At 37.5% G+C, this 23,598-nt stretch carries 18 protein-coding genes and 1 riboswitch; of the genes, 3 read left to right on the top strand and 15 right to left on the bottom strand.

All coding sequences use genetic code 11. From position 1 onward, the window contains the following. Positions 1-78 precede the first annotated feature (78 nt). Positions 79-771 carry a GntR family transcriptional regulator gene (locus tag P6709_RS18020; protein WP_278242315.1) on the bottom strand — a complete coding sequence of 231 codons (693 nt, stop codon included), beginning with the start codon at positions 769-771 and terminating at the stop codon, positions 79-81. A 121-nt stretch (positions 772-892) separates the two neighbouring features. On the opposite strand from P6709_RS18020, the gene P6709_RS18015 reads away from it, so the two are divergent. Then, positions 893-1,756 (top strand): hypothetical protein, encoded by an 864-nt coding sequence (locus P6709_RS18015; RefSeq protein ID WP_278242314.1) that lies wholly within the window; start codon positions 893-895, stop codon positions 1,754-1,756. Positions 1,757-1,884: 128 nt separating this feature from the next. On the opposite strand, the gene P6709_RS18010 is transcribed toward P6709_RS18015, so the two are convergent. From P6709_RS18010 to rlmD, 8 genes are all read right to left on the bottom strand, one after another. Then, positions 1,885-3,078, bottom strand: a complete 1,194-nt coding sequence (locus P6709_RS18010; RefSeq protein ID WP_278242313.1) for a NupC/NupG family nucleoside CNT transporter — start codon at positions 3,076-3,078, stop codon at positions 1,885-1,887. A gap of 144 nt (positions 3,079-3,222) precedes the next feature. Next, positions 3,223-3,324, bottom strand: a riboswitch (purine riboswitch). A gap of 220 nt (positions 3,325-3,544) precedes the next feature. Beyond that, a complete protein-coding gene (locus P6709_RS18005) occupies positions 3,545-3,991 on the bottom strand; it encodes a staygreen family protein (protein ID WP_278242312.1) in 447 nt (148 codons plus the stop codon). Between the two features lie 450 nt (positions 3,992-4,441). After that, positions 4,442-6,367 (bottom strand): UvrD-helicase domain-containing protein, encoded by a 1,926-nt coding sequence (locus P6709_RS18000; RefSeq protein ID WP_278242311.1) that lies wholly within the window; start codon positions 6,365-6,367, stop codon positions 4,442-4,444. A gap of 14 nt (positions 6,368-6,381) precedes the next feature. Next, positions 6,382-8,352, bottom strand: a complete 1,971-nt coding sequence (locus P6709_RS17995) for an ATP-dependent nuclease (protein WP_278242310.1) — start codon at positions 8,350-8,352, stop codon at positions 6,382-6,384. A 324-nt stretch (positions 8,353-8,676) separates the two neighbouring features. Continuing rightward, the gene (locus P6709_RS17990) at positions 8,677-9,792 is read right to left on the bottom strand and encodes an AAA family ATPase (protein WP_278242309.1); all 1,116 of its coding nucleotides are present in this window, start codon (positions 9,790-9,792) and stop codon (positions 8,677-8,679) included. Then, on the bottom strand, positions 9,789-11,207 hold the full coding sequence (locus P6709_RS17985) for a hypothetical protein (protein ID WP_278242308.1): 1,419 nt from the start codon (positions 11,205-11,207) through the stop codon (positions 9,789-9,791). Before P6709_RS17985 ends, P6709_RS17990 begins: the two co-directional genes overlap by 4 nt. A 20-nt stretch (positions 11,208-11,227) precedes the next feature. After that, complete coding sequence (locus P6709_RS17980; RefSeq protein ID WP_278242307.1) at positions 11,228-12,886, bottom strand: hypothetical protein; 1,659 nt, start codon at positions 12,884-12,886, stop codon at positions 11,228-11,230. 279 nt (positions 12,887-13,165) lie between these two features. Beyond that, complete coding sequence (gene rlmD / locus P6709_RS17975; protein WP_278242306.1) at positions 13,166-14,557, bottom strand: 23S rRNA (uracil(1939)-C(5))-methyltransferase RlmD; 1,392 nt, start codon at positions 14,555-14,557, stop codon at positions 13,166-13,168. 224 nt (positions 14,558-14,781) lie between these two features. Here rlmD and P6709_RS17970 point away from each other — a divergent pair, with 224 nt between their 5' ends. After that, the gene (locus P6709_RS17970; RefSeq protein WP_278242305.1) at positions 14,782-15,225 is read left to right on the top strand and encodes an NUDIX hydrolase; all 444 of its coding nucleotides are present in this window, start codon (positions 14,782-14,784) and stop codon (positions 15,223-15,225) included. Between the two features lie 54 nt (positions 15,226-15,279). Here P6709_RS17970 and P6709_RS17965 read toward each other — a convergent pair whose 3' ends face one another. The 6 genes from P6709_RS17965 to P6709_RS17940 form a co-directional block, all read right to left on the bottom strand. After that, positions 15,280-16,233, bottom strand: coding sequence for a diacylglycerol kinase (locus P6709_RS17965; protein WP_278242304.1), 954 nt, complete (start codon positions 16,231-16,233; stop codon positions 15,280-15,282). Between the two features lie 212 nt (positions 16,234-16,445). Further along, on the bottom strand, positions 16,446-17,093 hold the full coding sequence (locus P6709_RS17960; protein WP_278242303.1) for a thioredoxin family protein: 648 nt from the start codon (positions 17,091-17,093) through the stop codon (positions 16,446-16,448). Positions 17,094-17,228: 135 nt separating this feature from the next. After that, entirely contained in the window at positions 17,229-18,662 is a 1,434-nt protein-coding gene (gatB, locus tag P6709_RS17955) for an Asp-tRNA(Asn)/Glu-tRNA(Gln) amidotransferase subunit GatB (RefSeq protein ID WP_278242302.1), read from the bottom strand. A gap of 14 nt (positions 18,663-18,676) precedes the next feature. Continuing rightward, entirely contained in the window at positions 18,677-20,134 is a 1,458-nt protein-coding gene (gatA, locus tag P6709_RS17950) for an Asp-tRNA(Asn)/Glu-tRNA(Gln) amidotransferase subunit GatA (protein WP_278242301.1), read from the bottom strand. Between the two features lie 13 nt (positions 20,135-20,147). Then, the gene (gene gatC / locus P6709_RS17945) at positions 20,148-20,438 is read right to left on the bottom strand and encodes an Asp-tRNA(Asn)/Glu-tRNA(Gln) amidotransferase subunit GatC (protein WP_278242300.1); all 291 of its coding nucleotides are present in this window, start codon (positions 20,436-20,438) and stop codon (positions 20,148-20,150) included. A gap of 505 nt (positions 20,439-20,943) precedes the next feature. After that, positions 20,944-21,375: a YueI family protein gene (locus P6709_RS17940; RefSeq protein WP_278242299.1), complete on the bottom strand. Its 432-nt coding sequence runs from the start codon at positions 21,373-21,375 to the stop codon at positions 20,944-20,946. Between the two features lie 490 nt (positions 21,376-21,865). Between P6709_RS17940 and putP the strand changes: the two genes are divergently transcribed. Continuing rightward, positions 21,866-23,350, top strand: a complete 1,485-nt coding sequence (gene putP, locus P6709_RS17935; protein ID WP_278242338.1) for a sodium/proline symporter PutP — start codon at positions 21,866-21,868, stop codon at positions 23,348-23,350. The last annotated feature ends 248 nt before the right edge of the window (positions 23,351-23,598 follow it).

Below are 23,598 nucleotides of genomic sequence, written 5' to 3'. Positions count from 1 at the left end.
TTCGCTCCGCTTACTTAATACTGCGATTTTTCAATTTTGTATTGCATCCCAATAAAAATCCTCAAATTCCTATCTCGGTCACTTAAAATACTCAGGATGCCGGACTTTTAGCTCTTCTTTTTCATATGTGACAAGATCTAAATGGGCGCTCATTTCTTCAACTGCTAATTGTACATCTTTATTGCTAATGTAGGTGAAGATGGTTTTATGCTGACTGACCACTCCATTCCAATCTGGATTTGACGCCAGCCGGAGTACACGCAGTCTGTCAAAATGGCTGTTCATTTGTCGGATCATTTTCCATGTTCTCATCTTCCTGCAGCCTTCAAACATGATGCGATGAAACTCCTCGTCCAACTCAAATAACCGGTGAAGTGAACGTTTCTCTAAACAAAGCTCCTGTAAGGCAATATTGCTTTCCATTTGAAATAATTTATCCACGTCATACGTTAAGCAAAATTCTTCTACAATGGCTTTTTCAATTTTTTGACGAACAAAGCGGCCTTCTTCAACGAGATTTAAATCAATATGTGAAACAATCGTTCCGCTTTGTGGAACAATACTAAGCAGCTCTTCTTCCGCAAGTTTTAAGAACGCTTCACGCACGGGGGTTCGGCTTATCTCGAGCTGCTTTGCTACTTCGTTCTCTGAGATTTTTACCCCTGGTTTTAATTCCCAATTAATAATCTGCTCTTTTATAATCTTATATACATAATCACGTGTTGAACCATTTATTCTTTTCGTTTCTATACTCGTATTCTCCTCTCCCAAACAATCACCAATATTTACTTTCAATTATACTAGTATATTAGTTATACTTGAAGTATATTTTTAAAAAAGAAACCTTATCCATTCTATTTACAGATGACGGAACGGAGATGAGATGGAAGGTATGGAAATTAATGAAGCTTACAAAATATTTAACTGCTCAGAGGAATCGACGGATGAAGAAATAGACAGACACTATTTTATGTGGATTAAAAAGGAAAAAGCCAGCCGAAATAATCCCGATGCCAACGATCCCATTGATTTAGAAATCATAAATCATGCTTATGAAACGATAAAAAAACATAGAGAGCACGGTACGTTACCACCAAATGATTCAAAGACATTACGAGCTAAAGTTGAGCACTTCTTCACGTACTATAAGCTCCAAACCTTGGGAATATTGGTGTTGATCATTGTGAGCGTCGCTGCCTTTCAAACCATATTGGATCAACGCCAGGAACAGGCAGAGCTCAATTCACTTCCTAAAGAGAGTGTTTCTATTATGTTTTATGGTTCTTATTTTGAACCAGGCCTTGCAGCTAGTGAAAAAGATGAAAACAAGATCGTTGAAAATATCTTAACTGCATTTCCAGAGTGGGAGCGGATTACGACAACGTTAAATTATTCACCTCATGAACTGACAGATGGAAGTGACATTGGCATTCAGCAAAAAAGCGCAGCCATTTTAGCTTTAGAAAAACCGGATTTATATATTATGGATCTCGACTATTTTAACCTTCACGCCCCGAGCGGCATGTTTCACCCCCTGAATGAACTTGAGTCTGGGGGAGAAACATCCCGTCTTCTTCACTATGCACAGACGGGTGAAGATGGGAAGGAGCAGCTTTACGGAATAGAACTTACGAATGAATCACTATTTAACGGTGTTCCTGTACATGACCAAACGCGAAAAATTGCAGCCATTCGAAAAGATTCGGGTAACAAAGAGAATGCATTGGCCTTTATGAAGGAGTTTTCGGGTCAGTAATCGTACTCTCGTGACTCCCTAAGGTTGAAGAATCATTTTTGCAGGGTGGAGCCTCCTCAGTTGAGCTGCACACTCCAAATGCCATGCGAGCTGACTATAGTATTTTTAAAAAAAGATCGTGATGATTCTTATAAAAAGAGGCTGACAATGATGGCCGTAATAAAGCTTGCCAGGGTTCCAGCCACTATTGCTTTGAAGCTTAACTTGGATACCGTCTTTTGTTGGCTGGGCTCTAGGGAACCTAATCCAACAATTAATTGTCCAATGGAGGACAGGTTGGCGAAATTGCAAAGCGCAACGGTTAAAATCGCCACTGTCTTTGGTGAAAGATCATCCATGATTGAAGACAGCTCACTGAATGCGACAAATTCGTTAACAGAAAGCTTTGTGCCTATAATGGAGGCGGCCTTAAATGCTTCATCCATCGGAATGCCGATCAGTATCGCCAAAGGATAGAAAATATAGCCAAAAATGGTGGAAAGCTCTGTGTTGAGCAAACCAAGCAGACCGTTAATTAATGCCAGGATTCCAATAAAGGCGATCAGCAGACCCCCAATATTAATGGCGAGCCTTGTTCCGTTTAACGCCCCATCTGCAATTGCTTCAAATACATTGGTATGCGCAGTCTTTCCTAACGATATATCGCCATTTGTCTGCGATTCCTCTGTTTCAGGCTCCATCACTTTGGCAATGACGAGGGAAACGAGCGGCACACTGAAAACGGAAATAAGCAGCAGCTTCATATCAATTCCCATTAAGGAATACCCGATCAAAATTGCTCCGCTTGCCGACGCGGTTCCTCCAACCATCACAGCAAAAACCTCTGACCGGGTCAGCTTGATAAGATAAGGTTTGATCAAAAGCGGGGCCTCTACTAAGCCCAAAAAGGAATTGCCGATTGCATTAAACGATTCCACTTTTGTTGTACCTAAAATCCTGCCAAGCACAATCCCTAAATACTTTACAAATAAAGGAATGATGCGCAAATAGTAGAGGGCTGAAATGATTGCCGAAATAAAAATGATCGCACCCAATACATTAATTGCAAAAACGAAAGTGATATTGGTCCCTTCTTCATAAAAACCTCCGAACACGAACATAATTCCTTCCGTGCTATAATCGATCACCTTCTGAACACCGAGCGCTGCATTATTCAGGATGACTTGTCCAAATGGAACCTTCAAAACGAATAAAACAAGCAAAAATTCAATCATAATCCCTGTAAGGACTATGCGCCAATTAATCGCAGAGCGCTTGCTGCTCCATAGCCAGGCCAGAAATAGAACTCCCATTAAAGAAAAAATACCATAAACAAAATTCAAAGCAAGATACCTCCCATTGATGTGTTCACTTCAATAATTGCTTATATTTCTATGTAGTCGTATGATGTCAGACCACTATTAGGAAAAAATAAAAAAGTGTATGCGACTTTCTCCATATATAAAGAAAGCCCCATACACTTTTATGTATAGAATGACTTTCCTTATAGTCCGGCAATTTAAGGCTGCCAGGTAGAGACTTATGGTCCATATCACCATAGTTATATAAGGAATTCATATGAAGTTTGTTTTGACACTTTAACACAAGGAAGAACTTTTACACAATATGAATCAATAAAGATTATATATTATGAAAGTTCTTACGATCTACCAGGTCAATCATTAGTTTTGAGCAACCATAATTAATTCACATCATAAGGAGATGAAAATGAACATCCTAAAAATAGATACTGTAAATTATCTTCTTTCTAAAATACTCGTCATAAACTCCATTGAGATCAAAAGCGAATTACTGATAATCACCAGGTGTACCCCAGTTCTCAAACTTGTTATACAGTGGATTTGTTGAATCAAAATGAATCCAAATTGGTGCCCTGTCTAATGCTGAATGCGTCGCAAAGAATTTTCTATCGCCATACCTGATTGCCTCTAAAGCTAAAGGCATCTCCCGCCTGAAAATTGCATTCCGCCTAGCAGTAACTGCTGGATCAAATTCTCCATCAACATAAACATATACGTATAGAAATGGAAATCCATTACCCATCTTCCATTCTGCGAGCACTTCATCTCTCATGGCATTTACTTTTTCAAGAGCAAACTGCAGACCAATTGTGAGAAAAAGATCTGCAGTAATGTCTGAGTGAGTTAATGTATACTTGCGGCCTATTACCGGTTCAGTCATCGTTGCACCAGTACTGAATTCAACAGTTAACTTTTCAGGGTTTAGCTTTTTCAACAAATCACCTTCCTGAAATATACTGCAAGCCTCATCCAAGTAATTTATGGTCCTTCATATTTATGTATGTGCGGTTACATGAATTTAACAAAAAAAACATCCACCATATTGAGTGGATGCTTTAAAGATAGATTATTTTTAATTAGCTACATATATCATCAATCGTATACTAATCAAACTTCTGATTTTAATGTATGCCAGCTTGGGCTGGAGAATAATGTTAAACGAGTTCCAGCCATGCCACACACTCCACATGACTGGAGTCCTGACGGTAGTAAAAATACAAAATAACGTGAGATGTAGTGGTGTATTGCTTTAAGTTACAGTTCATTGTGTTAATTTAAAAGAATTAATAGACTAGCGTTGATCTTTAAAACTCTCGTCTATATTATTTGATAATAGATCGTATTGTTTTATTTAATATATAATTCATATTGTACTTCATTTAAATCATTTATCAATTGTATGGTCAATCTCTTTAACTATAGGAACTTTTGCATCAACTAGTATTTTTAGTACTTCTGATATTTCCTTAACATCTTGTGTCACATAGGTAAGCTTCCCATATTTTAAAATTTCCCGCTCTTTGCTAGTAGTAAAGATAACTCTTTGCTTAGCACGGGATAAAGCTACAAAGAATGCATTCTTATCTGATTCTTTCTGAGTTTTAAAACTCCAAAATGCTGCATCTTCTAAACCAACAAATATAACTGTGCTATATTCCAACCCTTTACTTTTATGAATTGTCATTATAGGAATGCTATATTCTCCATAAAATTCTTGAATTAGATCCATCAACGAAGCACCTTCATAATAGTTTAGGTTATTTATCATTCTTTCAATTCTATCTTCTATATAGTTTTTTTGGTTATATTTTGGATAGATTGCCTTAATATTCTCTTCACCTAAAAATTCCACTATCATGTTTAATATTTTTTGAAACTCTGTCTCAAAATTTGCTTCATTAACATTAGAAAAAGTATCGGTAATTGTTTTTAAAGTTTTTGATAAATCCTTTTCTACGTTCAATATGTTTATATCTTCTAAGTCAGAACGTGTATATTTTATTTTAATAACTGTATCGGTAAATTCTAACCATAAATCCGGAAATTTTTCCTCTCCACACAATTTTAAAAAATTTAAGGATAGTATAATTAATTCATCAGCTAATAAATCCTGAAATTCTTTCTCGATTCTACTCTCAATATTTAACTTCGAAAGAGCTTGAGTAATTTCCGCGGCATATACATGTTCCTGTTGCTTAACAATAATACAGAAATCTCTTGGCATTAAATATTCAGAATCCATCCATTCTTTTATTTTTCCCGCTAAAATATTTGCTTCATTCTTATGATTTTGAAATGTCCATATTTCACAGACTCCATCTACTGCGCTTGACTCTCCCGCTGGAATTGCTTCAACCGAAGCATTATTTAGTGTTTTAGAAAATAAATTCTGAATATAGATTAATCTAGGAGCGGCTCTGTAATTATTTAACAATGAGAACTGAGTTGCATTAAAATCTTTATTAAAAATTTCAAAAGCATTTGTTAGTGCCCCGGCCCAACCCATTATTCGTTGTTTATTATCACCTACGGTTGTAACAGTAGATTGTGAATCTAAAAAAGCTGTTTTTAACAAATCATATTGAATATATGTCGTATCCTGAAATTCATCCAAAAATACATGACTATATGTAGCATGTAGAGATTTAACAATTAGTGGGTTATCTCTTAATAAATATTCTACTAAAATTGATATCATGTGAAAGGTCAATGAACTATTTAAATTGTTCTTTCCTTTTAATAATACATTCCATAATCTCTTATTAATCCAATCATACAAATCATTATCAAAAGTTGATAAAGGAAGTCTTGTTTCTTTCAATAGTTTATTAACTCTTGAAAGATTATACTCCTGTTGCCATGACGGATAATATACATTTGTATCAGTAATATACCCTTTAATAATATCATCTATTAATCTTTCATTATTAATAATCTCATATTGTTTTGCTGGTTTATATTCTTCAGATAAGGCATGGTGAAATTGATCCAATAACACTTTTGCAAAAGAGTCGAATGTTTTGGACTCAAATCTGTTTGAAACGTCTTTACCGTATCTCTTTTCAACACGATCTTGAAGGTTTTTGGCAGCATCCACCTTAAAACTTATAGCTAAAATTTTTTTTGGATATTTACATACTCCCGTTTCAATTAGGTATCCAACCTTATGAGCTAAAAGCTCAGTTTTCCCAGCTCCCGGTCCAGCAACAATTGAAACATTATTAGGCTCTTTTATTGAAGCTAATGCATCATCCTCTAATCCTATGTTATCTGATGGCTTCCAATCTTGCTCAGATACTTTATTTTTCATCATTCCCCCCCTGTTCAATCTAATTTTTCTTTTATTTTATCTAAAAGTCTTAATAGTTCTTTGGGGGCATTCTCCAATAATGTAGTGTCTTCTTCATCCTTCAAGGCAGCAATATGTGTACTTGGTTTCCCTCTACCTAAAAATAATGAATTGTACCATATCATTAACTTTTTTTCCTCAAAAGAATATGTTTTGGCAACAGCCAGTTTATTTTTAAGAGAAGCTTGGATGGAGCCTTGCAATTTATTATGGTACTCTGTGGATTGTTCATCTGCTGGAATCCTCGGTCCATTAGTCATCGTGTTTTGGTATTTCTCTTGAAAATTTTTCAACATAGAGAAATCTATATCTAATGGATATGAAAAATATATATCTTCTCCTTCTAATTTGGTTATCCATGTGTTCATTGATTCTAATTCTTCTACATCTCTATTATGAAATTCTTTAATTTCTTCTAAGCTATAAATATGTCTTTCTTCTTCACCTCTATAAACTGTTCTAAGATCCTCGGAACATCTATTATTTTCGTTAAGTTGCTCTAATACATATTTGATTCTTCCCCAACCGCCTCCATTCCGCTCTCTGTCTAAATCTAACAAAGTAACATGAGGAATCGATAAATCATTTAGGAGCTTCCACATATGGTTAACATGTCTTCCACCTAGTGGCACTACTGAAATATTGAAATCGTCAAGATAAACATCAGAAGCACTTAATAACTTTGGCAATATAATCTCCTCACTATCACCTTCTCCTAAAACCACTAATTTTGAAAAGTACAAATCAGGATAAGATTTAACCGCCTCTTTAATATAAGTAAATGCTTCAGCATGTTTTTCAGGAAGTGAAATATTGTGGACCAGAGACTTTGAATCGCTTATTTGCACGTGTCTAATGTATTCGGGATCAATTTTTCCAATGATAGACGAATTATGGGAAGATAATATAACTTGTGAATTTTCTCTGTCAGATATTTCTTTTAAATTCCTAACTACTCTTCCTAATAAATGCTGTGATATATGATTCTCGGGCTCTTCTATAGCTAATATATTCAACAATGGTTTATCTTCTTTATCTAGTTTATTTTCAATTTCAAGCAGTGAAGAGACTAATGTTATATAAAATAATGATTTTAAACCATCACCCAACCCATCAACCCTCATAGAATTACCTTGAACAGCTGGACTAAACAAAATCTCGACGTTTTTTAAAAAATCATTCAAACTACTGCTATTAAACTTCAATTGACTTTTTGAATATCTTCGATCTTTATGATATTTATTCCATTGAATGTTTAAGATTTCTTGTACATTTTTAATTCCGTCAACACCACTAAACAACTCTTCAATTGGATTAGTTAATGATTCTATATCTTGGTTTATATTTTGCGGCCATTCAATTCCACCAAAAATACGCCAAAGTATTGTCCCAGAAGCATTTTTCAACTGATTAGCTGGATCTCTCATAGCAGGCACATACATCATTTGAATTAACTTTTTATGATGAACTGGCACCTTAACTAAAGCATCTTGTTCCTCATGTCCGTAAGGTACTTTTACATAAAATAATTCTTGATCAATATCACCTTCTGGAGTAGTACCCTGTACCCATTTCCCAACTAAACGTATTCTTAAATACGGCTCTTTTCCAGCCTCATCTACAACCAACTGTTTTATAAACTCAGGTATAGTTGTAATTTCCTGTGGTTCTTGAAAATTTAATTCTGGAAATGAAATTTTTGCTTCTATACTGAGATTTATTTCTTCGATATTAGATATATCTTCATCTTCAGAAACATGAAAATCCGTTTTAATCAGAGTTCTATCATTATTTCTCTGACCAAATAATCTTAACAAAGCGTAAATCATACTAGTTTTACCTGAGCTATTTGAGCCTATTAGAGCTGTTAAGTTATCAATTTTAACCGACTGAATATCTGCACCAAATGATCTAAAGTTACTTATGTGAAGTTCTGAAATTAACATTTATAAAATCCTCCTTTAAATTTACTCTTCAAGAAGTAAGTAGGCATACATTCCATCACGGTATACTCTTTCTTTGTAAAAACTTGTTTTGATACATGAAATATGAGCTTTAATATGTATTACATTCCCTTTTAAAAAATGTCAGCCATGTTTATAAAAGAAGTTTAACTACTTTTAAAGGGATGACTGACATTAGTTAAGTTAATCTATTTTTATTTCTGCTGTGGTTTCCAGTATATTTTCTCTCTATACTTCCGACCGCCATGTTTAAACATCCGCAGCTATATGCAAAGACAGTTTTAAAGTCTGAATCGCAAGTTCCAATTATTTTATGATTTCAGTTCCTTGAGAAACATCTTCTTTTTTCAATAGAATCAATTCTTCTTTAACAATACGTTCTTTTATTTTTGAAAGCCGTTTTGCTTGATTCATTGTGATATCATCAAATAAATTTCGAACTAGACGCCCATTAGAAAATTGTTCATTTTTTTCATCTAACTTTACTTTTAACAAGTCACGAACTTTTTCAATAGCTTCCTTTTCAGCTATATAATCATTATGCTTACAATTATAATTGAATATTTGAACAAGCTCCTCTAAAGAATAATCATTAAAGGAAATAAAAGTATTAAATCTAGACTTTAATCCAGGATTGGATTGAAAAAACTGTTCCATTAAATCTGCATACCCTGCCACTATTACTACTAGGTCATCACGATAATCTTCAAGTGCCTTTGTTAATTCAGTGAGGCTTTCTCTTCCGTAACTATCACTATGATCATTCTCTGTTAAGCTGTAAGCTTCATCAATAAACAGAACCCCACCTTTAGCACGATTAATTAGTCTTTTGACCTTAATTGCTGTCTGTCCTTGATATTCAGCAATTAAGTCAGTCCTACTAGCTTCAATAAAGTGACCTTTACTCAATAAACCAATAGCTTTATACATTCTTCCAACAATGCGTGCTACTGTAGTTTTTGCTGTCCCTGGATTCCCAAGGAAGGCGATATGATAAGTCTTATTGGATTTTTTTAATCCATTATCTACTCTCATCTGTTGTATTTTATTATAATCAATCAAATCACGGACTTGTTGCTTTACATTCTCGAGACCTATCAAATCTTCTAATTGAACTAATAAGTTTTCTAGTGAAACATACGATGAATCTTTTAAATCCTGGACAAGCCAATCAATCTTTTGAGCTCCTAGATACTTATATAATATCTCAACAATTTTTTCTTGCTTTTCCTCCATCTTAGGCAATGATTCTCTTTTTGTTAAAATACCTAAGTTTTTGATTAGCTCTAAAGCAGCTTTATCATTTTGTTCATCAGTTATTTCTTGAACTAGTTTTTGAAAGTCTGTATTTCGTCCTAAATAAACATCTAATTGCTTAGTCTCTTTAACAAGCAGGTGTTTATAATTTTCTGAAATCATCATATTACACCACTTATTATTAACGTTCCTAGAATACATGAGAAGGCAATACTAACATATGAAATAAGCTTAGTATTTTTTAATGATTTTGTTTGTGTCCTTAATAATTTATTAAGCTCTCTTACCTGTTCTTTTTCCTTTAACAACTTTGATTCAAAGTCAGCAGACATACTTTCATTTTGCTGTTTAAACATAACTTTGAAATCCTCAATAGCATTTTCAAAATCAGTCTTATTTTTAATGACTTCATTAGCTGTTGAATGGTGTTTCGTCTCAAACTCATTTCTTATTCGATCGATTTTATCATCTAGCGTTTGAATATCGTTTTGAAAAAGTTGTGTTACATCATTAAATTTCTCAACATGAATAGAAACTTTCTTATTCAAGGTTACAAAATCATCATAATTTTCCTTACTTAATTTCTCTATTTTTAATACATTTTTTTCTTGTTGTTTAGTCACCAACCTAAGTTCATTTATAACATTTTCGAAATCTGATTTGCACTTTAACACTTCGTTAGATATTGAATCAAATCTATAAATAAACTCAAGGTTCTTTTGATCAATTTTTTCAGTTAAAGATTGTAACTCATTCAGTATTAGGCTGTTTAGATTACTGATTTTCTCTCCTATAAAAGCAATTTCTTTACTTAAGCTTTCGATGTTACTCCTGTTATTTGTGATTATTAATTCTACTTTACTCAAACCTTCATGTTGATCTGAAGTTTGTTTGTTCAGTGTTTGAATTTGATCATTATAAATTTCTTTAAGAAGGTTCATTTCTTCTTGAAAAAATATAGACTTCGCTACTAATGATTTTATATCATCAGACAAGTTCGTTAACACTTCTTCCGTTAATTCAACTTCTTCTTCGACCACATCAAGATTGCTTTGGAGTTTTGAAAGTACATTAAACATTCTATCTACATCCGACAAGTGTTCTATCTTTTCAATTTTCAACTTAAATTTTTGCAAAACCTCAATTACCTGCTTTTGTTGATTAACAATTCCTTCAATCTTAATGTTATTTAAATGTACACCTTCTACTCCTTCTAACGCCTTTGTATTTGCTTTTTCAGCTGCTTTTACTGAGATCAAAATACCTTGTAAGTATTCTTTATCTAGTGCTGTAAACGTATCATAAATAGTATTAAACTCTTGAATTGTTCTAACGAGAACTTTATTCTGAGCGATCATCTTATTTTGTATACTTTCAGTTAGTCTATTTAAGTCTCCCCCCGTCACATCGTAATTAAATAAACCAAATAGCCCACCTGAATAAGGTACACTTGGTAACTCTCCTTGTTTAGGCAAGTCTTCGCTAAAAGCCTTTAACTTGTTTTTCTTCTCATTAAAATCATTTGAGTTAGTAGTAATAATTCCTTTATAATTGTTATTTTTAGGTACTTTAACACTCATTCATGACACTCCCTATTACTTCAAAGTAAATCTTCTAAATCCTTTTGCATTTGATCAAAGTCACTTTGATATTTACTTATACTATTTCTCTTTTTAATAGTATTAGTCTTATCTTCAGCAAAAATTTTATTTAGCGATTCTTCCATTTTCTTTTTTGCTTCTGCATGGTTATTACTAGTTTCTTTCATAGCATTTTCTTTTGATGCCGCTACTTGATTTTCAGATACAGAAAATTGAACCTGCTGAAAATTAATAATTTCATTTTTTTTGTTGATAATTTGTTTATGACTCTCATCATTTATCTTTTTAGATATGAATTTATCAATGAGATTTAAGACTATTGCACCGACTAATCCAGATACTAAACTTGATAAAAAAATGCCAGTTATATTAGCAAGAGTTCCCATCAGAGGGAATGTAATTTGCATTCCGGGAACTGTGAGCAAAAACTTTTCAAAAACTTCTCCCAAAAATATTGCACTACCTCCAAGTAGTCCAACTGTTATTATTTTCCCAACTTGAGCTATCAAGACAGTAAATGGTTTACCCTTATTCTCTTTATTTTTGAGATATTTAACTGCATCAACTATAGAAGATATTCCTTGTTTAATTAAACTTGATAATTTCTTAAAAAGGCTTACAATTGGTCCGAATATTTCAGACAAAATTGTACCAATGAGAGTCGTTGCTCCTGTCTGAACCACATTAAAAATTTTGGTAAAGAATGATTTTATCGACTCTTTCATTTCAGATAAAAACCCATTAAAAGACTTATGTTTTGATTTGAAAAACCGTACTAATCCATTCATAATTTCTTTCAATAGCGTAAAAAGTGCTGAGATAGCCATAGTTTTTAAAGCATCTTTCCCTGCTTTTTTGCCGACTTCTTTTGTTGCATTAATTCGAATATCTTTATCGATTGCTTTTCTTGCTTGCTTATCGGCTTGGACCATAAGTTTGTCATCAGCAGCAAGTTTATCCTTTAAACGGTTGTTATTTTTTTCTTTTTGCAAGCGTTTTTCAAGATCAGACTTATTTGATTCATCCACCTTTTTATTAGCTCTTTCATTTTGTTCAATAAGTGATTTTTCTCTAGTTTCACGACTTTTTATGTACTCTTTGTTACTCTTAGCACCTTTACTTTTATTTAAAGATTCGTTTGTAGGTTTTAGATTTTCTTCTTTGTTGGCAAGACCAGCTACATCTAAATTAGCTTGCTTTCTTCTTTGATTTTCAAATATCTCTTTTCTTGAGATTACATGATCTAAATTAGCTTTTTCATTAATTTTCATTTCTTTTCCTGTATATTCATCTATTAAATTTCCAGCTTGTTGTTGATCTTTCATCGCCTTATTAGTATCTTTATAACTTTTATCTTGCATAACTGTATTAGCAATATCTTTATATTGCTCAGGATGCTCTCTATCATATTTTTGAATTAGTGTCTCATTAGTCAAATCGAGACCTATCTGATTTCCGAACTGTTTCCAAACTTCATCTAATACAACTTTTCCTAATGAATCTGGATTAGACATTGTTTCTCTGTTGCTTTCAAGAAATTCTAAATTTAAAAAGCTTTCTTCTAACTGTTTTGATAACAGCCCCTCAACTTCTTCAAAATTAAAGTCATTATCAAGTATATCAATTTCAAGGTTTTGATTTGCATTATGATTAGCCATAGTATTAAGAAAACCTCCAATAAAATTTTCTAGTTTATTTGATTGTATTTTCATTACCAACATTTTAAATTTATTTTTCTAATTTATAGTATACTGGACCCTTTAAACAAATAGCACTATTTTCTCAATACTTTTCTTTAATATGTAAATTAAATTTGTTTTTCATCTCTATCTTTTTATAATTCATCCTATTCACAAATAAACAAAAAGAGTAACAGCACTTGGCCATCACTCTTATTTTTAACTACTTATTTTTTTAATGACTAGTACGAATCGTTTTCAGGAAAGGGAACTTTCGAGCCATGCCACACATTCAACGTGACTCGTCTGCGGAAACATATCCACTGGCTGCACCTCAACCGTGTGGTAGCCACCGTCTTCAAGCACCCGAAGATCGCGGGCAAGTGTACCGGGGTTGCAGGAGACATAAACGACGCGTTTTGGCTTCATTTCCAAAATCGTTTGAAGCAGGGCTTCATCACAGCCTTTACGGGGCGGATCCACCACGATGACGTCTGCTTTCTTCCCTTCTTTATGCCACGCCGGTATTACTTCTTCTGCCGGTCCTGCTTCGAATTCAGCATTGTGAATGCCGTTTAATTCGGCATTTTTCTTTGCATCTTCAATCGCCTGCTCCACAATTTCCACGCCGTACACTTTCTTGGCTTTTTGAGCTAAGAACAGGGAGATGGTTCCAATTCCGCAATAAGCATCGACAACCGATTCCTCCCCGGTCAATTCCGCGTATTCGAGTGCTTTTTTATATAACACTTCAGTCTGAACAGGGTTGATTTGATAAAAGCTGCGTGCTGAAATGGCAAAGCGGATATCGCCTATTGAATCATAGATGACTTCACTTCCCCACAGCACGTTGCTGCTCTCACCCATAATGACGTTTGTTTTCTCTGCATTGATGTTATGAATAATAGAAGCAAGTCCCTCAATCTGTTCCTTTAAAGCAGTAACTAATTCTGCTTCATATGGAATCTTCTTCGTTCTTGTGACAAGAACAACCATGACTTCACCTGACGTTCTGCCACGGCGTATGACCACATGCCGCAGCACGCCTTTATGGCTGGCTTCATCGTAGGGCTGAATTCCAAGTTCGTTCGCCTTTTCTTTTACAATCTGCATCACCTGGTCGCTCACCTGGTCCTGTATGATGCATTGATTCACATCGACAATTTCGTGGCTCCGTTTTGCATAAAAGCCGGTGATTACACGGCCTTCGCTTAAACCAACCGGAACCTGGCTTTTGTTGCGGTAACGCCAGGGTTCTTCCATCCCTATCGTTGGGTGAACCGGCACGTCAGGGAGCTTGCCGATCCTCGCCATCACATCCTGCACCTGTTTCTGTTTGGCGGCAAGCTGGCCTTCATAGCTTAAATGCTGAAGTTGGCAGCCTCCGCATCGGTCATACACTGGGCAGGGCGGCTCCACGCGGTCTGTACTTTTTTTATGCCAGTCCATCACGCGTCCAAATCCAAACTTTTTAGTTGTCTTAAGGACTTTTACTTGAACGCGCTCTCCTGTTAGGGCATTTGGAATAAAAAGTGGATAGCCATCCACTTTCCCCACCCCGTGGCCTTCATGGGTTAAATCTTCTATGTTAACGTCTATTACATCATTTTTTTTAACGGGCAAAGGGTTTACGCTTAATTTTTTTGACATTCTACTCTTCCTTTTCACTAGGATCTCGTTTATTCGTACCTTTCATTTTAGCACAACTTTAAAGCTGCTGCGATTTTCTAACAGGTTTACAGGTGACTGAACAAGGGTATAAATAATTCACAACATACGTGTATCGGAAAAACTAATTTGATTTTCGATTTAATATTGTGTAAAATAAATAAAATATTCAATTTATTCTAAAAATTATAAAAAGGAGAATGAGTATGAGACAGTCACCGATGGTAAAAAGAAAAGTACTTGCCTATATTACACGCGAACAGGGAGGCCATAAAGAATTGCTCGTCTTCACTCATCGCGATTACCCGGAGGCAGGTTTGCAGGTGCCTGGAGGGACGGTTGAGGATACAGAGCTGCTGATTGATGCCCTTTACCGTGAAGTGGAGGAAGAAACCGGTTTAAAGCGGGACGATCTCCAACTTCAAGGCAAGCTTCATAAATACATGTACTATGCAGAAGACAGGGAAAAATATTATGAACGAAACTTCTTTCATCTTGAAGTAACAGCGGAGACAAGCGACGAATGGGAATATGTTGTGGATGGAGACGGAGAAGATGGCGGTCTTCATTATCAATTTCAATGGACGCCGGTAAAAGAATGTGCACTTGCTGCAGATCAGGACAATGCAGTTGAATGGCTTTATCAATAAAACCAAAAAAAGACCTTTGCGGGGTCTTTTTTTTTGTGGAAATATACAAATAGTTCATTCGTACAAACTGTTTTTAAGGGTAACGGTTTTATCCGCATCAACGCGATCTTCCTTGCGCAGCTGATCTAAAGGAGCAAACACGGTTAAATGACGGTAAAGATTTTGAAATTCCGCAGGAAGCAAACCGCCATATTCTCCATCCAGATTTAACTGGACCTTTTCCTTTGCTGTTACTTTAATGTGGTTCGCTTTTACATACACAAGATGAGGATCATTGAGATGCTCTCCTCGTAAAGCAAGTGAAATGATGCGAATGGTTTCTGCCAGGTTTGTTTTCTTTAAAAACAGCAGCGTAAACAGTCCGTCGTTGATTGAAGAATCCGGCGCAAGCTTTTCAAATCCGCCTACAGAATTCGTCAAGCCCACGAGAAAGATCATAACCTCTCCTTCAAAAACCTTTCCGTCATATTCAATACGAACATCTGAAGGCTTAAAGGAAGGCAGCATTTCAATCCCTTTGAGGTAATACGCAAGCTGGCCCAGCATGGTCTTCAATTTGCTTGGTACTTCGTATGTTAATTCAGTGATACGTCCGCCCCCGGCGATATTAATAAAGTATCGATTGTTCATTCTGCCAAGATCAACGGGGATCGTCTCGCCTTTAATAATAATATCAACTGCTTTTTCAATATCGCGCGGGATATGAAGCGCGCGGGCAAAATCATTGGTTGTACCCATCGGTATCAGGCCGAGTTTGGGACGGTTCGGCTGCTCTGCTAAACCATTAACAACTTCATTTAACGTGCCGTCCCCGCCAGCTGCAATAACTAAGTCATATCCTCGTTTAACAGCGGTCTCTGCTGCAAGGGTTGCATCCCCTTCTGCCGTTGTCGCATGACAGGACGTTTCGTAGCCGGCTTGTTCAAGTTTCATCAGTACCTCAGGAAGATGCCGTTTAAACAGCTCTCTGCCTGATGTTGGATTATAAATAATACGGGCTCTTTTCATTAGGGTTCATCCTACTCTTTGTAAAATAAGGCGCTTAACGATCGTGGTGTGAAAGTCAGTTCTGCCTGAAATCACAGGATATACACATATTCTATGCTGCAGAAAGCTGAACTTTATTCCTTTATTTCGCCAAAAAAAGACAAGCTGGAATCCCAGCTCATCTCTATCATAACGCGAGGGGAAAAAGATTTCCACCTTCTTCTTGCATAAGCTTATGTCGTTTGAAGTGTGTGCTTTAATTCGGCGTACACTTCCATCCAAAAGTCTTTGCGTTCCACATAGGCTGAAGTAAGGTGTTTAATGAGAAGATCCTGACCATCTTTAAAAGCAGGGTCGTCCTTTGCAGGCAGTGAGCTTCTTGCTTCATCTACAAAGCTCTGCACTTTTTTGGCTCTTGGCCCCCATTTGGCTACTTCCCTGCCTTCTTCATCAATAAATATGAAAATGGGAATCGACCGCGCTCTTCCATTCGTTAAGTACTGGTCCATCAGTTCCAGATTTGAATCACGGAGAAGGAATCGGACCTCGACATCCGCAGCTTTTCCCAGTGCAATCAAAACCGGATTATTCATCATGGCATCTCCGCACCAATCTTCCGTTAACACAACGGCGCGTAAATGACGGGCAGCCAGCTCTGAGAAAAACTCCTGATCGTCAGGTAGAGAAAATTGTCTGCTCACTTCATCCATATTTTCTTTATGAGCAGTCATCTGATCTTTGTATTCCTCGACAGTTAATCCTTTTTGAAACCATTCATTTAATGCTGACATTTCAATCACCTCATCGACTGGATTTTCTTTTAAGAATGGCATACCCGTTGAATCTTTACCATTATTTTGCTCAAAAAAAGCCTGAGACACAAATATGTCTCAGGCTGTTTGACCGGTTCACTGCGCTTCAGACGGACGCTTTCCGCAGGGACGGCGCTGAGCCTCCTCAGGCTTAGCCCACAGCTCACCTTATACTATAAAAATTTTAGACTTTTTAGCTAGTTCCTATCTTTTCTGAATTTCCTGGTTTAAAAGCTTATTGACCTTTGGCGGATTTGCCTGCCCTTTTGAGGCTTTCATAATCTGACCTACTAAAAAGCCAATCGCACGGTCTTTTCCGTTTTTAAAGTCTTCAATGGATTGAGGATTTGCATCCAGTACTTCCGTTACGAATTTTAATAGTTCGCCTTCATCTGAAATTTGCACGAGCCCTTTTTCTTTAACAATTTTTTTCGGGTCTCCGCCTTTTTCGATCAGCTCTTTAAACACTTTTTTCGCAATCTTGGAAGAAATGGTTCCATCTTCAATCAATTTAATCATTCCAGCTAATCCTTGAGGGGTTAACGCGACATCCTTCAATTCCTTCTGGCCTGCATTTAAGTAGGCTGATACTTCTCCCATGAGCCAGTTTGAAGCAAGCTTCGCATCTGCTCCCTGTTCAAGCGTCAACTCAAAGAAATCAGACATTTCTTTTGTCATCGTAAGCACCATCGCATCATAGCCTGGCAGACCAAGTTCCTCAACATACCTTTTTTTACGGGCATCTGGAAGCTCAGGAATTGAAGCACGTACCGCCTCTCTCCATTCCTCATCAATCAACATCGACACAAGATCCGGCTCCGGGAAGTAGCGGTAATCATCTGATCCTTCTTTTACACGCATCAGCAGCGTTTTTCCTGTTGATTCATCAAAACGGCGTGATTCCTGCTGGATTTCTCCGCCGGACAGCAGCACTTCCTCCTGACGGATTTGTTCGTGCTCCAGACCTTTTTTTACAAAATTAAAGGAGTTCAGATTTTTAAGCTCTGCTTTTGTTCCAAACTCTTCCTGACCGATCGGACGAAGGGAAATGTTGGCATCACAGCGGAGCGAACCTTCTTCCATCTTACAGTCGGAAACTCCTGTATATTGAATGATTGATTTTATTTTCTCAAGATAGGCATAAGCTTCAGCAGGTGTTCGCAGATCGGGCTCCGAGACAATTTCAATCAGGGGCGTTCCCTGACGGTTATAGTCACAAAGCGAATAGCCTTTATCTGTGTGCGTCAGCTTGCCTGCGTCTTCTTCAAGGTGAAGGCGTGTGATGCCTATTTTCTTTTTGTAGCCATCCACTTCGATTTCCACCCAGCCGTGTTCTCCGATTGGCTGATCAAACTGAGAGATTTGATACGCCTTTGGATTATCCGGATAAAAGTAGTTTTTACGGTCGAATTTCGTGTGCTCGGCAATTTCACAGTTCAACGCCATCGCTGCTTTCATACCCCATTCAACTGCACGCTTGTTAATAACGGGAAGTACACCCGGATAGCCAAGGTCGATAACATTCGTGTTCGTGTTTGGTTCTGCACCAAAATGAGCAGGCGCAGGCGAGAACATTTTTGAATCTGTTTTTAATTCTACGTGGACTTCAAGTCCAATGATCGTTTCAAAGTTCGTCATGGTCGTTCTCCCTCCTACAGTCCCGGTTTTTGTTTATGATGATCTGTTGCTTGCTCATAGGCATGAGCTACCCTGTAAACAGTGCTCTCATCAAAATGCTTCCCGATGATTTGAAGGCCGAGAGGAAGACCCTGCGATGAAAACCCTGCAGGAACTGAAATTCCGGGAACGCCCGCAAGATTCACGGGGATTGTCAGAATATCGTTGGCATACATGGTCAGAGGATCATCTATTTTTTCACCAATCTTAAAGGATGGTGTAGGCGTTGTCGGACCAACCACTACATCATATTTCTCAAAGATCTGATCAAAGTCCTGCTTGATTAACGTCCGGACTTTCTGTGCTTTTTTATAGTACGCATCGTAATAACCGGAGCTTAACGCATACGTTCCAAGCATAATCCGGCGTTTCACTTCATCGCCAAACCCTTCAGAACGCGTTTTCTTATATAAATCAATGAGGTTTTCCGCATTTTCAGCACGATACCCGTAACGAATCCCGTCAAAACGGGCCAAATTCGCAGATGCTTCAGAAGAAGAAAGCAGGTAATACGTTGCTACACCATACTTGGAGTGAGGAAGGGATACTTCATCCACCTCAGCGCCAAGTCCTTCAAGAACGTCAAGCGCCTTTCGGACAGATGCTCTTACTTCTTCACTAACGCCTTCACCCAGGTACTCCTTCGGGACTGCCACTTTCAAGCCTTTAATATCGCCCGTTAACGCAGCACGGTAATTCGGCACGTTGACATTGGCAGACGTGGAATCATTCGGATCCAGTCCGGCAATTGCTTCTAATAAATAGGCATTGTCCTCGACATTACGCGTGATCGGGCCAATCTGATCCAGGGAAGAAGCGAATGCGATTAATCCAAAACGGGAAACACGTCCATATGTAGGCTTAAGACCAACAACGCCGCAAAAAGATGCCGGCTGCCGGATGGAACCGCCTGTATCAGACCCTAGAGAAAATGGAACCTCGCCAGCTGCCACGGCTGCAGCAGATCCTCCAGAAGAACCGCCGGGAACGGTTTCCAGATTCCAGGGATTTTTTGTTTTTGCCCAGTGTGAATTTTCAGTTGAAGATCCCATAGCAAACTCATCCATATTTAATTTCCCAATGGTGATCGCATCAGCTGCCTGCAGTTTATCTACCACTGTAGCATTATAAATCGGATCAAAGTTGCCAAGAATTTTACTGGCCGCTGTCGTCCGGAGACCTTTTGTGACAATATTGTCTTTTACGCCAATCGGCATTCCAAACAGCATGCCTTTGGAATCTGAGGAAAGCTTGGACTGAAGCTCTTCAGCCTGAAGAAGTGCACGCTCTTCATCCAGCGTGACAAAAGCCTGAACTTTGTCGTCCACCTCAGCAATTCTCTTGTATGATTCACGCACAAGATCAGTAACGGTAATTTCTTTTTTATTCAGCTGGCCTTGAATATCTGCCAGTTTATGATCAAATAATGACATCTGTTTCCCCTCCCTATTCCAGAATCGTCGGCACTTTTACTTGGCCATCCTGATGATCCGGTGCGTTTTTCAATACTTCTTCACGGGGAAGACCGCCTGTTGACTTGTCCTCACGCATGATATTTTTCATCTCAAGAACATGTGTCGTAGGCTCTACGTGATCTGTATCCAGTTCATTCAGTTGCTCAGCAAATGTAATAATGGATCCCAGCTGCTCAGCAAATTGTTCTGCTTCCTGTTCTGTAATAGCTAGACGCGCCAAGTGGGCTACGTGCTTCACTTCATCTGTTGTTATTTTTGTCATTGTGTCAGTCACCTCCGCGATTGTTCGAACACTCACAATACTGTTTATCATACCAAAAAGCCTCTTTAGAAGGCAAACTGCTTGGTGAAAAAATTCAACCCATATAATGCCTGATCTATTTATTAACTCTTTTTAACCAAATTATTTGCCCAATCTCTTATGGGCTACTATTTAAATAGAAGAAATTTTGTCATTTAACAGGACATCGAATCATATCTAGAAAACATCAAAAAAGGCCGTGACAAATATGTCACAACCTTCTGTAGACTGCCCTGCATGCTAACGCATTGGGTCCTCAATGCTTAAAATTTACTTCTGCCATTACTAAAAGAGCTCCCATCCTTCGCTCATTCATCCCAAAGCTTTTCGTGTGGCGGGAGTCCCCGCCTTCCGCTTCAATGAACCTATTCCTAAAATACGGTAGTAAAAAGCTTCTTCCAGGAAGGAGTTCCATACTGACGGGGTAGGCTATTTCTTTATATGACTTTGTTCTTGTTAGAAGCACTTACCCAAATAATCGTTTAAAGAAAGATGGCTTTTCTTTCTTCTTTTTTTCTTTTTTTCTTTTTGGCAGTTCGATTTCAGCTTTTTCTACTGCATCATGGTGCGCCAGGACGAGTCCATATTCAGCGTTATGCTCTTTATTTGAGACAACCGTATATGACAGCTTGTGCTCATCTGCCAGCTGAATGTATTTTGAATAAAAACGGTAGTTCATGTTCCCATTTATGAACATTTTAAGATTGGTGTGCTTCTTTGCAGCTTCTTTTATTTCCGGATAAACAGTTTCTTCTCTTACCTGATTTTGATACAGAACAAATTCGATTCGTTCCCTGATTGTACCAAGATATTTCCTGCGTTCATCGGGCAAGGTTTCTTTTGCTCCGTAAATGCCATCCTGAATATAGTCATCAACGCTTTTTTGCTGCTTGCTCATGTTGCCACCCCGCTTTGACTTGGTTCATTTTATACCATTTATTCTAACTCATATTATGCTACTATTCACGTCAAACAGCCGCATTAAACGTGACAGGTGATGCAACTTTTGACCCTGCTTCTATATTTGCTGAAATGGATGCATAAAAAACGGTTTATTTGTGACAATAGGTATAGGAGCATTTTTGATTATTTTTTGAAAAATCTTAAAATAGTCTGCTTTATTGCAGGTTTTAGTTAATTACATGATTTACCAAAAATCGTTCGAAAGTATTGTTAGAATTGTTAGAATAGTTTTATTTTAATTTTACAAAAAAACCGCGTTAACCCTTGATACCATAAGGAAGTAAGTCTAAATTACCATCCTTTACCTAGTTTAGCCTGCTTGAATAAAGGTTATTTGTTTGTTAGGTTATTCAACTGTAAGTGTCTAGAACGTGTATAGACAAAAATAAACCTATGAAAGGGGAGATATTGTGGAAGCCGTTACGATTGGATGGGAAGTTTACGTCTCACTAGCGCTTTACTTTATCGGAATGCTGGGCATTGGATTATATGCCTATAAAAAATCAACTGGGGATTTATCAGAGTATATGCTTGGGGGAAGAAAAGTCGGCCCTGCAGTCACGGCGCTATCTGCCGGAGCATCTGACATGAGTGGATGGATGCTGCTTGGTTTACCAGGCTCGATCTATGTTTCCGGACTTTCGGGCATGTGGATTGCGGTTGGTTTATCAATTGGTGCGTATTTAAATTACATTCTTGTTGCACCTCGCCTTCGAACCTATACGGAGGTGGCAAACGATTCGATTACAATTCCGGATTATTTTGAAAATCGATTTGTGGATAACACGAAAATTCTAAGATTTGTTTCTGCTATTGTCATCATCATTTTCTTTACCGTGTATACGTCTTCGGGCATGGTAGCCGGAGGTGTTCTTTTCCAAAGCGCATTTGGAATGGATTATTTAACCGGTTTAATTATTACTGCTGGCGTGGTTCTTGCTTACACATTGTTTGGAGGATTCCTTGCAGTTAGTATCACAGACTTTGTTCAGGGCTGTATTATGTTTCTTGCACTTATTCTTGTGCCAGTGGTTGCCTTTATGGAGCTTGGCGGAATAGGCCCTACTTTTGATACGCTTGAAGCTGTAGATCCTACACTTACATCATTTTTTGAAGGAACTACTGTTCTAGGAATGATTGGGCTGTTAGCATGGGGACTTGGTTATTTCGGACAGCCTCATATTATTGTCCGCTTTATGGCGATCCGGGATGTTAAATCTCTAACCGCTGCCCGCAGAATCGGAATGACCTGGATGGTTGTAGCCATCATTGGAGCACTTTTTACAGGTCTTACCGGTCTTGCCTACATTACAACAACCGGACAGGAATTAGCGGATCCGGAGACAATATTTGTCTTCTTCTCACAAGTCTTATTTCACCCAATTATCTCAGGGTTCCTGCTTGCTGCTATTTTAGCTGCAATTATGAGCACCATCTCTTCTCAGCTTCTTGTAACATCAAGTGCGCTGACAGAAGATTTTTATAACACGTTTCTAAAGCGTGGAGCTTCCGATAAGGAACTCGTATTGGTTGGTCGTATTGCTGTACTTCTCGTTGCGATTGTGGCGGTATTCCTGTCACTCGATTCAGACAGTACGATTCTTGATTTAGTAAGTAATGCATGGGCAGGATTTGGTTCTGCATTTGGACCTGCCATTCTGCTGAGCCTTTATTGGAAGAGAATGAACCGCTGGGGCGCTCTTGCAGGAATGCTGACAGGGGCCATTACAGTTATTCTGTGGGTATATGTATTTGATTTGAGCGGTTTCTTATACGAAATGGTTCCAGGATTCTTCTTGAGTATGCTGGCTATCATTGTAGTGAGTTTGACAACTGGAAATTCACGCAAGCCTGTACGAGAAGGCTATGATGAGTTTGAAAAAGTACATGAAATTGAATCAAATAAATAAGCGCACGTATACTTCAATCTGTCCGGGCTTGCTTTCGTTCAGATAATAAATAAAGATGATTAGAAAAATCCGAAAAGGAGAATATTCCCTTTTCGGATTTTTTTATCTTGTGATTAACCTGGAGAAAATAGGGGTACAGAAAGATAAAACTATTTTCTAATAGCTGCTAAATATTTGAAATGCTGTAATTGGTTTTTTGTAGACTCTCCCTTGCAGAAGGTCTTGCAAATACAGAATCACCATTGTGG

This window comes from Jeotgalibacillus sp. ET6, from assembly GCF_029667115.1.
GTDB lineage: Bacteria > Bacillota > Bacilli > Bacillales > Jeotgalibacillaceae > Jeotgalibacillus.
This window is presented reverse-complemented; position numbering and strand designations above follow the sequence as displayed.